Raw genomic sequence first — 15924 nt, 5'->3', positions numbered from 1 at the left:
CACCTGCCTTTTCCCCAGTCCAAAATGGTCGGTCCCTAATCACGACGATAAGCCACCCACCATCCGGTATAATCCGGGCCGCTCCCGATTATACCAGCGGCAGAATTGCATTCCCCCATTTTCTTACTAGCATTATATATTGCAAAGTATTCTTTGACAACCCTCTGCAAATTATTGCCAATTTCTCTTCTCACTGGTCTGAAGAACGTCTTCCGCCGAAAACTATTTGCATATGAGACACCACTTCACTAAAAATGTACACAAAAACAATTTATCACTTTACTGTCAAATCGCTATAAAAACAAAAAAGAGCTTTACGATAATATCGTAAAGCTTTTCTTGACGTATGGTGACCCCGGCAGGATTCGAACCTGCGACCTTTTGATTCGTAGTCAAACGCTCTATCCAGCTGAGCTACGGAGCCATTTATGATGTTTACGTGCTCGGTACTCATTTATTATATAACCATACATCTACTATGTCAACTAGATTTTTATGTTTTTTTCAACATTTCACTAATAGTGACACACTGATAGCCTTGTTCGCGTAATTTAGGAATTAATTGCCCCAGCGCAGCTACCGTATTGGCCCCATGCAGATGAAACAGCACAATAGAGCCATTCGTTACATTCCGCATTATGTTCTCCTGCATTTGGGCGCTGCTTGCCCCTGTCCAGTCACGGCTGTCTACACTCCAAATTACCATTGCCTGATAACCCTTATCCTGTAAAACAGTACTTGTCATATTGTTAAAATCACCATAGGGAGGTCGAAAGTAGCGTTTCATCGTCTGTCCGGCACTTTGCGTTAAAGCAGTCTCACAGGCTTGTATTTCATTTTCTGTTTCACTTTTGGATAGGCGAGTAAACTGGGGGTGACTGTAAGAGTGGTTAGCAATTTCATGCCCATCTTCTAGGATGAGCTTTACCAACCGCGGATTAGCTTCTATCCAATTCCCTAACAAAAAGAACGTGCTTTTCACATCGTTTGCTCTTAGTACCGCCAGCAGTTCATTCACTTGCGCAGTATTTCCGCCATCATCAAAGGTGAGCGCTACTGCTGGTTGGGAAAGAGGCCGGGAATACAGCACACGATATGGCAGCGTCTGTACTTTTTCTGTAGGCTGCTTTGCTTGCTGCTCCTGTTTTTTCCCCTTTTCCAGAAGTTCGCTGATGGTCACAAAGCGATAACCGGCATTTTTCAGGTCACTGATGATGGAAGGAAGAGCAGCAACAGCGGTCTTGGCCTGCATATTGATATTAACTATGCTGCCATTACCTGCTTGATTCAACACGCGTTCAAGAACGGCCTGCGGTGTTGTGAGCATCCAGTCTCCCGTATCAATCCCCCGCACAATCGTTGTTTCCGGCCGGTAGTCAGTAACAGCCTGGAGAAAATTGTCCTCGTAATAGCCAAAAGGCGGTTTAATAAGCTGCGGCTTGCCACCCATCCCTGCAATACGGTCACCGGCATTCACAAGCTGCTGCTTAATGGCGTCACTGGGGGTATCCCCCCAATATTGTGGTTCTACACCATAATTGCCTAAGTCATTTCCCGCCGAAACCAGAGTGCGCACTAATGTCTCATTTTCTCCAGCAGTCTTTGCGGAAATAAAAAAAGTCGCCCTAACCCCTTGCTCTTGCAATAATCGTAAGGCTTGGACGACCGTATCCGTACTTTGTGCATTTTCAATTGTCAAAGCGATCAGCTTTTCACTTGTCGGTATTTGATCCATAATCGCTCCGGCAAACACCGAATTGCTAACACATAACAGCCAAATAATACTAAGAGCAATTAGTCTCACTATGCCATCTCCCTTGAGGAAAATATCCTTTCAAGTGTATGGCGCTAGTCTTATATATAGTACCTAAATTTTTATTCGTTTCAGTCTGAGCGCATTAGTTACTACAGACACAGAGCTGAAGGCCATGGCTGCACCGGCCAGTACGGGTGACAAAAAGCCAGCAGCAGCTATTGGTATTCCTAAGGTGTTGTAAATTAATGCCCAAAATAAATTTTGTTTGATATTAGCCATGGTTTTGCGGCTGAGGCGAATCGCCGAAACAATACCGTTCAAATCTCCCCGCATCAAAGTAATATCCGCTGCTTCTATCGCAATATCCGTTCCCGTTCCTATGGCAAACCCTACATCGGCAGTAGCCAGCGCAGGAGCATCATTGATACCGTCGCCGACCATTGCAACAATCTTGCCTTCTTTTTTCAGAGCAGCCACCTTATCTGCCTTGTGCTCCGGCAGTACTTCAGACAATACATGCGTAATACCGACCTGGCGGGCGATAAAGTTTGCCGTCCGCTCATTATCGCCGGTGATCATCCACACTTCCAGTCCCATCTGCTGCAGATTTGTCACCGCCTGAGCGGAGGTTTCCTTCACTGTATCAGCAACTGCCAGCAGCGCTGCCAGTTGAGCATCAATTGCCAGCAGCATAACTGTTTTTCCCTGTGCCTCCAGTTCACTAATCGCATCGCTTTGCTCTTGATATACGACGTTATGGTCACTCATCAGCTTGCGGGTACCGATTAGCAGTTGGCGGCCGTTTACGACAGCCTGAACACCATGGCCGGGAATAGACGTAAATTGCTCCGGCTCAGCACTGGTTATTCCTGTATTTTTGCCGTAATTAACCACCGCCTGCCCCAGCGGATGCTCGGAGTTTTTTTCTGCAGCAACCGCAAGCTGCAGCATCTCAGCTTCTGTCATACCGTTAATCGATAGTATATCAGTTACTTCCGGCTCTCCTTTGGTGATAGTACCTGTTTTATCAAGTACAATTGCCGTCAGCCTGTGTGCATTTTCAAGATGCTCGGCCCCTTTAATCAGTATGCCGTTTTCCGCACCTTTGCCGGTTCCCACCATGATGGAGGTTGGCGTAGCAAGCCCCAGAGCACACGGGCAAGCAATCACCATAACTGCCGTAAAGTTAATGAGCGCACGGGAGAAGTTACCCGGTTCCAGGATAAAATACCAGACTAAAAAGGTGATGCTGGCAATCGCGACTACAGTTGGTACGAAATAGCTGGAGACCACATCTGCAAAGCGCTGAATGGGAGCCTTGGAGCCTTGCGCGGCCTCCACTACCCGGATAATCTGGGCCAATGCCGTATCCCGTCCTACCTTCGTCGCAGCAAATTTAAAAGTGCCGAACTTATTGATGGTTGCACCTATTACGGTATCCTCTGCTTTTTTATCCACAGGCAGACTTTCCCCTGTCAGCATGGATTCATCAACGGCGGAAGTTCCTTCGGTGATAACGCCGTCAACCGGGATTTTTTCACCAGGCCGTACTACGATAATGTCTCCCACCAAAACTTCTTCCACCGGAATATCGACTTCCTGCTGGTCGCGTACGACTCTGGCCGTTTTCGGCTGCAGTCCGATTAGCTTCTTAATTGCTTCTGAGGTTCGCCCCTTGGCAACTGCCTCCAGCATTTTCCCCAGGATGATTAATGTGATCAGAATTGCCGAAGCTTCAAAATACAATTCATGAACACCACGAATTAAATTGGCAACGCTATAGAAGTAAGCCGCCGAAGTACCTAAGGCAACTAATACGTCCATATTGGAGCTGCCATTTTTCAGTGCCAGGAAGGCCCCCCGGTAAAACTGCCAGCCCGCACCAAATTGTACAGGCGTAGCTAAGGCCAGTTCCACATAAGGATTAAGCATGCCAGTAATATTGGCGGAATGAAGAACCATCGCCGCAAGTAAAGGAAACGACAGGAGCGCCGAAAAAATCAGCCAAAACCGCTGCCTTTTTACATCCTGCTCACGGGTCTTTTGCTCTTGATCCTTTTCTTCCCTGCTCGCCGCATTGTGCGCACCAAAGCCAATTTTCTCAATAGCAGCTTTAATTTCTGTTGGCGTAACTTCGGAGCCGTTATAGGTAACAACCGCTTTTTCTGTAGCCAGATTGACAGATGCCTGTAAGACACCGGGCAGTTTGCCAACTACCCGTTCAATCCGGCCGGAGCAGGCTGCACAATGCATGCCAGTAATGGCAAATTCGGCTTTATCCATAATTGCCGAAAATCCCAGAGCATCTATTTTTTCAACAATATCGTTTGCTGCCACTTTAGCCGGATCATAAGAAACAGTCACTTTTTCTGCAGCAAAGTTAACCGCCGCATTTTCTACACCATCTAATTTACCCAGTGATTTTTCAATGCGATTTGCACAAGCCACGCAGCTCATACCGCTCACTTTTAGCGTTGTTGTTTGTTGCTTACTCATAATCCCCCCACCTTATTTAGAAAATTTACGGACAACATCGATCAGCTCACCAATAGCATCCTCTGCACGATCTTCTTTTATAGCAGTGACCACGCAGCTTTTGGTGTGACTCTCCAGAATCAATAAAGAAACCTGATTCAACGCAGCTCTGGCCGCCGTCAACTGCTGCAAGATATCAACGCAATAGCGTCCATCATCAATCATTTTATCAATCCCATTTATTTGACCGCTGATTTTTTTTAATCGCAGCTTTAACTCTTGTTTTTCTTTATCATTTAGCATAAAAAACCGCCTTTCATTCTATACTGGGGTATAGTATCATAGTAATCCTTCCTCTTCACTTTTGTCAACAGTTTCAGACCAGGAAGGAATATATTAAATCTTTCTAAACTCGTACGATATTCTCTTTCACCACTGCGTGCTTTATGCTAATGTAATGAAAAGAGGTGATCGTGTGTCCAGCAAAAAAACTCGAATTTCAGTTCAAGACATGCACTGCAAAGCCTGTGAATCAAGGCTGGAAAAACAACTGCGCCGTTTAACGGGTGTCAGTGAGGCCAACGCCAGCTTCAGCGGGGGTTGGGTAGATGTAACGTACAACGCTCAGCTAATAGACCTTGTTGCACTCGAAAAGGCAATCAACGCCGCCGGTTACCGGACAGGTGCAGCAGGCGGCAGGATTGGTAAACTCGCTGGTATCTTTATCATTGCAGCCGCTATTTTCTTACTGAACAGCAGCAGCGGCACATTTGACATCAGTTCTGAGCTGCAGCAGCAATTGACCTTTGCGGCTTTATTTACAATTGGTCTGTTTACATCCCTCCATTGTGTAGGGATGTGCGGGGGAATTCTTGTTTCTCAGAGTATCGCGGACTGCACGACTAACAAGCTCTCCGCTTTAAAGCCCTCGCTTCTATACAATTTTGGCCGCTTATCCGCCTACACCTTGCTTGGCGGTCTGGTCGGCGCTATCGGTTCGGTATTTGCACTTACGCTTGCCGCAAAAGCAGCCATTACCCTGACTGCGGCTTTGTTGATGATCTTAATGGGTCTTAGCATGGCCGGACTGACACCCTTTTCTCTTTCCTTACCTCAATCGTGGAAGCAGCGGCTGCCTCAATCCAAGCGGCCCTTTGTCATCGGCCTGCTTAATGGTCTGATGCCCTGTGGCCCGCTGCAGACGATGCAGCTTTATGCCTTAGGAACAGGCAGTTTTGCCGCTGGCGCTATATCTATGCTGGCTTTTTCGCTTGGAACTGTTCCCTTAATGCTATTTTTCGGTTTTTTTGCCGGTTTTATCAATAAGTCGTATACCAGTCAAATTGTACGCTTCAGCGGTGTGCTTGTCATCGCTTTGGGACTTGTTATGGCCAATCGCGGTCTATCACTGGCAGGTGTCAATTTGCTCGCCGCCGGCACGCCCGGTACACTACCCAGCACCAAAAGCTCCACTGCTGCTCTCCATTCCAAAGCAGAATTACAGGATGGGGTACAAATTTTGCGCATGGCAGCGACCCGTATGGGATACACACCAAACGTGCTATATGTGCAAAAGGGTATTCCCGTTAAATGGGTAGTCTCTGGCGAGCAAGTCACTTCCTGTAACAACGAAATCATTGTGCCATCAATGAAAATAGAACAAAAGCTAAAACGGGGCGAAACGGTGATTAACTTTGTACCGCAAGATAGGGATATTCCCTTTAGCTGCTGGATGGGTATGCTGCGCGGTGTAATTAAAGTAGTCGACAAATAGCAGACCCCTTTTTCCGGCAATAAAAAAGCTGTCCGCACAAACGGACAGCTTTTTTAGCCTTGTTTATGAGGGCAGCCACACGAGCCCCCTTTATTCTTACCGCAGCTGCATCCGCAGGATTTTCTACCGGTTTGGGCCTTAGCCCATTCTTCCGCTTCTTGTGCACTGGTAAATAAGCCCCGGCCTTCCTGGGCCCGTAATTTCTCGGCAGTCTCTGGCCGATACCGGGTTAAATCTATTTGATCAACGTGGTAATCCGCAAAGGAGCCATCTTCATTGACGGCAAAGCTTACCATCCATTTCCATTCAGCCATACTAACACGCTCCTATCGTATATTGTTATTCCTATTGTGTTCGAACTGCCGTTAATGTATCATAAATTTGAGGTGTCAATAAAATGGTAACTAACTATCATACTGTCCGCGGCTACGGCCAAGCAGAGCTGGAGATTAACAAATCCCGCTTTATTGCGTATGTGGACCGCGTAGAAACAGAAGAAGCTGCACTTGCTTTCATTGAAAAAATTCGCAAGAACCATTGGGATGCGACTCACAATTGCGCCGCTTATATCACCGGAGAACACGATCGCCTGCAAAAAGCCGATGATGACGGAGAGCCGTCAGGTACTGCCGGAAGACCAATTCTGGAAGTAATAAAAAAATCGGCGTTAAGTACTACCGTTGTGGTAATTACCCGATATTTCGGCGGGATAAAGCTGGGTGCAGGCGGGTTGGTCCGCGCCTACGGCAAGAGCACGACTGCGGGCCTTGCTGCCGCCGGGATTGTCGAACGTCAGCTGCATACCCGCATAGCAGCATGCTTTGACTATACACTGCTCGGCACAGTCGAGAATAATTTGCGCAATCAACAAGTTCAAATCGTAGATAAGCTTTTTACCGACCAGGTGACGGTGATTGCGCTAGCGCCAACCGGTCAGGAAAATATCTTAGAAACCAAATTGACGGATTGGACAAGCGGCCGAGTTAGCCTTACACAAACCGGACACGAATATGTGGAAACAAGCGTACGTCTTCCCGGCCTGAATGGCTAGTGCCTTGACAATTCTATTTCATAACTTTGCCAAGACACTGGGAAGACGCTTTTTTACAGCCATTTGATGTCATCCGCCGGTACGGGGCGGCCAAATAGATAGCCTTGCATCTCGATACATTGCTGCTGTTGCAAGAAGCACGCCTGATCCTGAAGCTCTACGCCTTCTGCCACAACTTTCAGCTTCAGATTTTGAGCCAGAAAGGCTATGGTAGTAACAATAGCTGCCGCATCTGGATCAGAAGTAATATCGCGTGTAAAAGAGCGGTCAATTTTTAGCTTAGAAACAGGAAAATACTTTAAATATCCGAGAGAGCAAAAGCCTGTACCAAAGTCATCAAGGGCAAACCGGATGCCCATTTCGATAAGCTCCTGCAGCGTTTTAACAGTAAACTCCACATTCTGCATCGCAATGCTCTCAGTAATTTCTAATTCAAGCCAGGCTGCATCCAGCCCGGTTTCTGTTAAAATTCTTTTGATATTTTCCACAAGCGTGGGCTGCTGAAACTGCCTGGCACTTAAATTTACAGCCATTGTCACGGGCGCCAGTCCCTGGTCCTGCCATTTTTTATTTTGCTGGCAGGCAGTATAGAGAGTCCATTCACCAATGGGCACGATGAGTCCTGTGTCCTCAGCTATGGGAATAAAGTCATTTGGATAAATCAACCCTTTTTCGGGATGATTCCATCGGAGCAAAGCCTCTACTCCGATTATTTTGCCTGTACAAATATTGACTTGCGGCTGGTAATGCAGCACAAACTCATTCTCTTCCAGCGCCTTACGCAAGCTTGCTTCCGTCTCCAATCGGTATAGCGCATCCGTATACATCGCAGGAGCATAAAATTGATAGGAATGAGTCCCCTTCTCTTCAGCCCGGTGCATAGCAGTATACGCATTTTTCAGTAGTTTTTCCGCATCATCACCGTGATTAGGATACAGCGCACTGCCAATAGTCCCGCTAATATACAATTGGTGATCCATCACCATCCAGGGCTGACGAAGCTTGTCCAAAATCTGCTCGGCAATTTGCCCAACCATAGCTTCAGTATTATCTGTCAACAATAATGCAAATTCGTTACCGCCGACCCTAGCTAGAATATCCTGGGAACGAAGATTTTCCTTCAGGCGGTCCGCCACAGAATGCAGCAGTTGATCACCAACATGATGACCATAGGTATCATTAATATTTTTCAGCCTGTCCAAATGCAAATACAGTACTGCCACCATTTGCGATTTATGGCGTGCCTGAACTATGGCCAGTCTAAGGTGATTGAGAAAAAATGTTTGGTTAGGCAGTCCTGTCAGCAGGTCATAGTATAGCAGCTGCTGTACTCTCTCTCCCAGAACCTTTTTCTCCGTAACATCGCGAATAGATATTAAATGCGCGTCTTCTCCCTCCCAGGCTGAATTGGTAACTCTGAGTTCGGCAACTCTCAGCTGTCCGTTAGCAAGGAGAATATCGACTTCCGTTACTCCACCCTGGTGAATAGTATAGGTAAAAGGATTGCCTATTAAATCTTCCCGTATTTTCCCCATGATCGACTCAGCTGCAGGGTTTAAGTATCGTATTGTTCCAGCACCATCAACTACGACGATCCCATCAGCATTGTTCTCAATAATATTAAAAAAACGGGCTTCACTCCGCACAAGCTCAAAGGTACGTTTTTTTAACAATTTTTCAATCGTCGTTTTCTTTTTTAGCATACATCCGCTCTCCTGTCAGCAAAGGTTTATGTTGATGCAGCAATACTCCACTTATCGATCTATAAGCCTGCATTGTAAAACACCGGGGCTTCAACCTTGCTGGCAGCAGCAGTACCACACCAGCTACTGCCTAATTAGAGATTCGCACTAATTCTTATATTACTAACACCGTATCCGGCATATTTTGTCTTATTTATTCTTCTCCTCTTACAGAGATAATTCCTGCACTGCTCTTTCGCACAGTAGAAATAAAAGAAACTCCATGAAGCATAATCCTCTTGGAGTTTTTTACCAATTATTCATTTATTTGTGTGTTCCACCTAGCATTGATGGCCCAATTATCACCCTGTCCACCATGCGAAAGCGGGTATCCTCCAGGGTTTGCAGCCCCTCTTTCAGCACACGAAGTTCCTCTTCTAAGACTCCTTGCGTATAACCGTAGCCACTGAGCTTATTAATAGCTTGTTCCAGCTCATTGATTTTTGCATTAAACTCTTTATGCTGCCGTACGATTTCCAAACCTGATTTAATATCCATAACGTTCAAGAACCTCCCACGCCATGTACTAAATCTAATGTGGTTAACTTACGGCATTCTTATACACAAATATCAATCTTTGCTAGCCATATTAGTGAATTGCTCTCTTTTTTACCCTGCCGCCAAGGACATCATGCACCTCATTGATCGTCACAAATGCATGCTCATCCTTTTCATAGATAATAGCTTTCAGTTTGGCCACTTCCAAACGGGTGATAACCGAATATAATACTTTTTTCGGCTCTCGCGAATAGCCGCCCTCACCATGAAGAATAGTGACTCCCCGTCCAAGACGGGCCATTAAGGCATCCGCTATTTCGTCGGGATTATCGGTTACAATCATGACTCCCTTTGATTCATCAAGCCCTTCAATTGTGATATCAATTACCTTAAAGGCAATGAAATACGCAACAAGGGAGTACATGGATTTGTCCCAGCTAAATACCAGCCCTGCACTGCCAAGAATAAACAGATTAAAGAACATGATAATTTCACCGACAGAAAAGCCTGTTTTCTTATCAAGAATAATTGCCACAATCTCCGTTCCGTCCAAGGATCCGCCGTACCGGATAATGAGACCAACGCCTAACCCAATTGTGATACCACCAAATACAGCTGCCAAAAACAGATCGTTCGTCATCTGGGTCACCGGATGCAGCACTGCTACCCAATAGGCTAACGATACGACCGAAAACAAGGTCGCAATAGTAAAGCTTTTGCCAATCTGCATATAACCTAGATATAAAAATGGCAAGTTTAAAATAATTAAAAAAGCACTGAGCGATAAGCCCGTTATATGACTCAGCATAATAGAGATACCTACAATACCACCGTCAATGATTTGATTGGGAACCAAAAATTCTTCTACGCCAACAGCAGCTAGAATAGATCCTAAAAGCAGCATGAGGTATTTGCTGATAAATGCGACAACCTTATTGCGTTTCTGTGGCATAACATCGCCTCCTCTAACGTTATATTATTTTTACCATACCTGCTATCAGTCATGGATAATATAAGTTCTGCAGTCAACTAGACTGCCTTAAGAGTGGGTTTATGGCCTATATATTCAAATAAAGAAAAGAGTTGCTGCATGCAACTCTTTTCATAGGAACTTCACTACTTTTTTTTAACGTGTCTGACCACAGTCATTACCAGTACAAGAATCACTAGTCCGTCAAGAGTAAGCTGAGTCCACTCTCCCGTTCCCTCTCGTACCAAAAAGTAAAGTAAAGCCATGCATACAAACAATATATCTGACATTTATTCTGAACCTCAGTTCACTTACTTGCCCCGGCCGCTCTTTCTCATAGGCATCTTATTATTACTTGTTTTGACCTTGCCGGCTTTGGCGAAGTTTTTGTTATTATTTTCGTTTGCTTTTTTCTTCTTCTCAAGCAGTTGTGCTAAGTCCACCTGGTTTACCTCCCTTTAGCTGTGCAAACAGATAAGTTTCTCTGTACATTATTTCGACATTTCATTATCTCTATCCTGCTGCCCGGTCTGTTTTCAGCAGAAAAATATCTAAATAAACGTAATTTACCATAAGACAGCTTCCAGCTTAAAATTATTCTCCGGACAATCACCAAAATCCCCTTCATCTACATACGATACAGTAGTTAGATAATGAAGGAGGTTATTGGTATGAGATTTGGAGGTTGCGGAGGAAACAATAGCAGTTGGATTATAATCGTTATCATTATCATTATCCTACTGCTCGGTTTTGGGGAAAACGACACTACTTTCGATTAATCAATACCCAAGAACATACACGACAAGAAGCACTGCCTTTGCCAGCAGTGCTTTTGCTCTTATTCACACATTTTGATCGGCATTGAATACTATGGAGATAGGAGGTGATTCAAATTAGCGAAGAACTACGGCCACCAAAAAAACACGCCAAGCCCGCTCCCGACCGGGAACGAAATAGTCATGTCCACATGTTTCTCACCATGACGGATATTGTACAAAAACACCAGCATACGATTGTTGGAACTACCGGCCCAGCTTTGAAATCAAAGGATTCCCATGTACACCGCATACGGGTTCGAACCTCTTCCGCGCCAGAAAGCCACGATTGTCATTGGCATCTGGTTGAGGATACTACAGGTCCGGCTATGGAAACACCTGATGGAAAACACACTCATTATTTCTGTGGTGAAACCAGCCGCAATGATGGTCATAAGCATTGTTACGGCACAGTCACCGATACCTCGCCCAACTGCGAAGATTGCGACGAAGATGATTGCTGTGAAAACGATTGTGATTGTGATTGTGATTGCGATTACGACTGTGATTGCAACAAGGATCATCGCTGAGAACAGACAAAATCCCTTCAGGCATTGCCGAAGGGATTTTGTTGTCTTTTGAGCAGTATTTAGTTTAGCAAGGAAAACACAGAGTGGCCAATGCTATAAATGGTTAAAATTGCCGCAATTAAGACGATTGGATACTGAAGCACATTTTTCAACAGAAACACCTCAAAACAATGTTAATTTATTAAAGACAAAAATCAGGTTTGTATCTATATTGTGGATTTATTTGTAAAGTTGTTGAATTTATTATAACTTGATTATTATTATTTGTAAATATATTTTAAAATTAATTTGTAAATTTTATTCATATTTGGTAAATATTTCAATATAATTATGTATAATAACAGATTATCGGGGGCTAGTCAATGAACTCAGCGGCACAGGCAATATATTGTGACACTACAAATAGGCCCCAGCTATTGTTTAATATCACACAAGGCACTATACCCGCTAACTGCCGTTTGATCATTACCTGCGATCAGTCAGGCGTGATAATCATGCAAATCAGTCCCCCAACAACCGGACTCACCTACTTGCAGCACCTTACTACTATATGCGGCAAATGGAAAATATGGCTCACTTCTTTAATAAAAAGATGGTATTTATTCTAGTACCTTGTCAGTTTTAAAACAGTAGGATAATGGCGAGGCTATTTTTTGCAAACCAAGGCGGAGAAGGGAGGCATACCGGATGTATGCTGACCGACGACAACGAAGGGTTGCGGAAAATAGACCGTCAGGATTCACTGGATTAGGGCTGATAAGGTACTAAGGCTGTTGTGAAAAAGCAAAAAGCGGGGTATGAGCGAATTAAGTTCGCCCATACCCCTGCTTTTATTTAAAACGAATGCCGAAACCAGCTCCGTAATGTTCGCCATTCGTCGTTCCACCAATATAACCTGTAAGTGTATTGGTGAAATTTTGCTTGAGCCGCACTTCAGTGCCATGATTGGACCAGCCCAGCTCCAGTTCATTTGGCTTATCAAGCTTCTCCTTCTCGACAGCCCATTTCATACGCTCTTTCTCCAGCTCTGCATTGAGTCGCTGGTTAAACAGCTCCGTAAGGTCCACTTTTGCCTGTACTTCCTGAGTTACCTGAACAGTACCGTTTTCTCCCAGCGTGACTTGCGATGCGCCTTGGCCTTTCAGCTCATATTCCTGGCTATTGACAACAACATATACCTTGTTATCCCGGTTGACTATCCGGGTTACTTCACCGGGCTGCTCCTGCTCTACCAGGGAATATTCCGCTTGATTTTTCGTTTCACTCTTCACCTCAAGCGGCGGCAGCTGTTCATAGGTTACTTTGGTCTCAATACGAGGAAAAAAACAATATATCAAGCTCGCCCCTGCTACGCAGCCCAGTATAAATCCGCTAAGCACTCGCCAGTTAATCATCATACTGCTCTAATTCATTGGCAGCAATTGTTATGCCGATATCTCTTGCATACCGAGGATTAGTCGCATAGATGGGCGCCATCGTTTGGACAAAAGCCTCCCGTGAGGAATAGTCTACATTATTGACATACACCGGCTCTTCCGTCAGCAAGATACACCAGTCCTCAATGGCTTCCTCCAGCGAGTTATATAGTTTAAACTTATCGACAATCGTGACCAGTTCATCACCGTAATATTCTTCCGTGACTACCTCGGTAAACAAGTCACCGTCAACCGCTTTCCTGCCAAAGATATTATACTCACCGATCGTATAGCGGCCCCAGCCGCTTTCGATTGCCGCCTGGGCAATGCAAACACTGGCATACAGCCGGTAGCGGCTGCAGATTGCCTGCGCCGCCGGTGCCAGCCAGCTGATAAATTCTTCTGGTGTCATTATTTCAACCCTCCCAGCTTGGACCGGATGAGGACAAGCAGCGGCTCCAGGCTCTGTACCCCGGAGTCGCGAAGATTTTCGATAATACTGACTGCCTCGGTGGCAGCGAGGTAATACCAGGCTGCCTTCAGAAAAATCCCCTCACCGCCTACCATTACGTCCACATGGACGACGGCGGCAACTAAAATCATATACAAAATGATTTTCCCGGCAAACTTCGTTTTCATCATCTCCGACGTGATGTATTTATGATTAAAGGCATTCCCCATACTCCGGGTACATTGCCAGAGCCCAGCCTGTGCCTCGCATACTCCCTGATCCAGCAAGTAGCGGTAAGATAGAGCCAGCCACTTTGTAGCTAAATCAATCAGGATCAGTACCACAAAAGCCATCAGCGCAGTACCGTGACTGCTGAATATAACGGCCAACAAACCTGCCACAGATATTTTTGCCAATGCCACATCGACAAGTGAATGTGCAGCGCCTTTGGCTGCTTTGAATACGCTTTCTGCTATTTCTCCCAAAAATATCCCTCCATTAGAAAAGAATGAGCTTGAGCCAGCGTAACTTAGGACGCTGGCTCAAGCTTTATGCTGTAAATAAAAATAGAGCCTTATTGGCTCTTTGCTCAGAATTACAATTGTGGTTTTACTGGCCATTCAGGATTTGCAGAATCACAGGTTGCAGGCATATCCCGTAACGCTTGCCGGTATTGGGCATAAGCAGTTTTAGCATCTGCCGATAGCGGCGAGTCGGTTGCTTGCGTCCAATCACACGCAGCTAGTAAGGCATTGCGTTTGGAACGAATAACTGCCAAAAGCTCCTCTTCAGTCGGTACTAGTTCAATGGGAGCAGTAAAATTTGCTCCATCAAAGCTCCAGCCGACTTCCGGGGCAGGTGCTATATCGGTGATATCAATAAAATGAATATGATCTTTGCAGAATTTATGTTTATATAGCTCTTCCAACGTCATTTCGTCTTCCATAATCCAATGAACTTTATCGTGTAAGATTTGTGCGTATTTGTACATTGCTAAATCCTCCTTTACCACTCAACAATCACTAATCCTGAAGTACCAAGCTTTACCGTATTAAGGTATCTTATTCCCCCTGCTCCATAACCAACTGCCGTGCTAGCACCCAAAAAACTTATTGATGCTCCAATACCGAACATATTAGCTCCCCCTGCTGTGCTATATACTATTTCATTAGAAGAAAAATACATAGCGCCTACAAGTCCGCCACTCCCTTTACCTACAGAGGCTGTACTATTACTAGCAATTCCAGTTGAACCAGCCGAAGCACTTACATATGCTCCAAAAGAACTAGCCCCTCCTATACCGCCTACAGTAACAGTTACACTTTCTCCTGGATTCAATCCAGCAACTAATTGTTTATAAACAACATCTCCGGCTCCAGAAGCATAATAATCTTTAGAACTTGGTAAACTACCACCTCCACCAACCACAGTAACATAGACTTTTGTAACACTCGTAGGTACTATAAAAGTACCAGAAGCAGTAAATGTTTGTACACCACCAATCCCAGGAGTAAGAGCTCCGGGGATTGTTGTAATACTTAAATTTGACGCTCCATCAAACGAGCCACTACCTGATATTGCCCCGGTCAAAGCTATTGTTCTTGCGGTTGCTAGTTTAGTAGCTGTTGCAGCGTTTCCAGTACAGCTCGCAGCGGTAACTGCAGTTGTTGCCGTTGTTGCTGTAGTAGCAGTAGCTGCATTTCCCGTTGTATTTGCACTAATCGTAGTAGGATTTGTCCCGCCAGTAACTCTTCCTTTTGCATCTACAGTCACAGCCGTATAAGTTCCAGCAGTTACCCCGCTAGTTGCCAGCGTTACCGGTATCGTAATGTTAGTGCTGCCGTTGAAGCTGGTAGCTGTTCCAGTTGCATCACCGCTAATACCGATTGTGCGCGCTGTCTGGAGAGTAGTGGCAGTCGCCGCATTACCAGTGCAGGCTGCCGCTATTGCAGCCGCAGGTACCGTGCCGGTAACAGCAATAGTTATCCGGTCATTGGTTGCATCAGGCGTCAGCGCAATGTTGCTTCCAGCCACTAACTCCAGTGTATCGGCTGGTGCATCGGCTTGAATTGTCGTACCGCTTACCAGTATACCGGCAAACGCATTCTGATTGACCTGCGCCCCTGCTGCGATACCGTCAAGCTTAGCTTTATCTGTATTTGCCATCAAACCATTACTCGATGTAGTCGCGGCACTGTGGGTATGAGTGGCAGGGGAGAAATATCCTGCCAGATTCCCCCCGAGATATTGAGCGTTCAAATTGGTACATAACGTACCATTTGCTTTCGGGATATTGCCACTGGCATTGCCCACCGCCAGGCCGTTTACTGTCCCGGCATCGACAATTTGATCCTCTTTTAGTGCCCGCAAGTTCTCCCTGATCGCTGCCGGACCGGCAGCTATATATTCATCATCCATAGGCTTTGCTTTATCAAATGCCATGTAAA

Annotated in this window: 16 protein-coding genes and 1 tRNA gene; 3 read left to right on the top strand and 14 right to left on the bottom strand. The window is 45.4% G+C overall.

Annotated features, from left to right (window positions below; translation table 11 throughout):
* Positions 1-347: 347 nt before the first annotated feature.
* The 4 genes from RTR76_RS02335 to RTR76_RS02320 form a co-directional block, all read right to left on the bottom strand.
* A tRNA-Arg gene (locus RTR76_RS02335) sits at positions 348-424 on the bottom strand.
* 69 nt (positions 425-493) lie between these two features.
* A complete protein-coding gene (locus tag RTR76_RS02330; protein ID WP_312516316.1) occupies positions 494-1804 on the bottom strand; it encodes a polysaccharide deacetylase family protein in 1311 nt (436 codons plus the stop codon).
* Between the two features lie 63 nt (positions 1805-1867).
* A complete protein-coding gene (locus tag RTR76_RS02325) occupies positions 1868-4252 on the bottom strand; it encodes a heavy metal translocating P-type ATPase (RefSeq protein WP_312516314.1) in 2385 nt (794 codons plus the stop codon).
* A 12-nt stretch (positions 4253-4264) separates the two neighbouring features.
* On the bottom strand, positions 4265-4534 hold the full coding sequence (locus tag RTR76_RS02320) for a metal-sensitive transcriptional regulator (protein ID WP_312516312.1): 270 nt from the start codon (positions 4532-4534) through the stop codon (positions 4265-4267).
* Positions 4535-4706: 172 nt separating this feature from the next.
* Between RTR76_RS02320 and RTR76_RS02315 the strand changes: the two genes are divergently transcribed.
* Entirely contained in the window at positions 4707-6005 is a 1299-nt protein-coding gene (locus RTR76_RS02315; RefSeq protein ID WP_312516310.1) for a sulfite exporter TauE/SafE family protein, read from the top strand.
* A gap of 53 nt (positions 6006-6058) precedes the next feature.
* On the opposite strand, the gene RTR76_RS02310 is transcribed toward RTR76_RS02315, so the two are convergent.
* Entirely contained in the window at positions 6059-6319 is a 261-nt protein-coding gene (locus tag RTR76_RS02310; protein ID WP_312516308.1) for a hypothetical protein, read from the bottom strand.
* A gap of 83 nt (positions 6320-6402) precedes the next feature.
* Between RTR76_RS02310 and RTR76_RS02305 the strand changes: the two genes are divergently transcribed.
* The gene (locus RTR76_RS02305) at positions 6403-7056 is read left to right on the top strand and encodes a YigZ family protein (RefSeq protein ID WP_312516306.1); all 654 of its coding nucleotides are present in this window, start codon (positions 6403-6405) and stop codon (positions 7054-7056) included.
* Positions 7057-7109: 53 nt separating this feature from the next.
* On the opposite strand, the gene RTR76_RS02300 is transcribed toward RTR76_RS02305, so the two are convergent.
* The 4 genes from RTR76_RS02300 to RTR76_RS02285 form a co-directional block, all read right to left on the bottom strand.
* Positions 7110-8759: an EAL domain-containing protein gene (locus tag RTR76_RS02300; RefSeq protein WP_312516304.1), complete on the bottom strand. Its 1650-nt coding sequence runs from the start codon at positions 8757-8759 to the stop codon at positions 7110-7112.
* Positions 8760-9062: 303 nt separating this feature from the next.
* Positions 9063-9296 (bottom strand): hypothetical protein, encoded by a 234-nt coding sequence (locus tag RTR76_RS02295; RefSeq protein WP_312516302.1) that lies wholly within the window; start codon positions 9294-9296, stop codon positions 9063-9065.
* Between the two features lie 91 nt (positions 9297-9387).
* Entirely contained in the window at positions 9388-10248 is an 861-nt protein-coding gene (locus RTR76_RS02290) for a YitT family protein (protein WP_312516300.1), read from the bottom strand.
* 329 nt (positions 10249-10577) lie between these two features.
* Positions 10578-10709: a hypothetical protein gene (locus RTR76_RS02285; protein WP_312516298.1), complete on the bottom strand. Its 132-nt coding sequence runs from the start codon at positions 10707-10709 to the stop codon at positions 10578-10580.
* 524 nt (positions 10710-11233) lie between these two features.
* Here RTR76_RS02285 and RTR76_RS20870 point away from each other — a divergent pair.
* Positions 11234-11611 (top strand): YmaF family protein, encoded by a 378-nt coding sequence (locus RTR76_RS20870; protein WP_396144159.1) that lies wholly within the window; start codon positions 11234-11236, stop codon positions 11609-11611.
* Positions 11612-12441: 830 nt separating this feature from the next.
* On the opposite strand, the gene RTR76_RS02275 is transcribed toward RTR76_RS20870, so the two are convergent.
* The 5 genes from RTR76_RS02275 to RTR76_RS02255 form a co-directional block, all read right to left on the bottom strand.
* Positions 12442-12948 carry a hypothetical protein gene (locus tag RTR76_RS02275; RefSeq protein ID WP_312516294.1) on the bottom strand — a complete coding sequence of 169 codons (507 nt, stop codon included), beginning with the start codon at positions 12946-12948 and terminating at the stop codon, positions 12442-12444.
* A 49-nt stretch (positions 12949-12997) separates the two neighbouring features.
* Entirely contained in the window at positions 12998-13438 is a 441-nt protein-coding gene (locus RTR76_RS02270; RefSeq protein WP_312516292.1) for a glucosaminidase domain-containing protein, read from the bottom strand.
* Positions 13438-13962, bottom strand: a complete 525-nt coding sequence (locus tag RTR76_RS02265) for a phage holin family protein (protein WP_312516289.1) — start codon at positions 13960-13962, stop codon at positions 13438-13440. The genes RTR76_RS02270 and RTR76_RS02265 overlap by 1 nt, the downstream gene beginning before the upstream one ends.
* Positions 13963-14072: 110 nt before the next feature.
* Positions 14073-14468, bottom strand: coding sequence for a tail fiber assembly protein (locus tag RTR76_RS02260; RefSeq protein ID WP_312516287.1), 396 nt, complete (start codon positions 14466-14468; stop codon positions 14073-14075).
* A 14-nt stretch (positions 14469-14482) separates the two neighbouring features.
* Positions 14483-15919, bottom strand: coding sequence for a hypothetical protein (locus RTR76_RS02255; RefSeq protein WP_312516285.1), 1437 nt, complete (start codon positions 15917-15919; stop codon positions 14483-14485).
* Between the last annotated feature and the right edge of the window lie 5 nt (positions 15920-15924).

It is taken from the genome of Anaerospora sp., from assembly GCF_032013335.1.
In the GTDB taxonomy this organism is placed as follows: Bacteria; Bacillota; Negativicutes; order Sporomusales; family DSM-15969; genus Anaerospora.
This window is presented reverse-complemented; position numbering and strand designations above follow the sequence as displayed.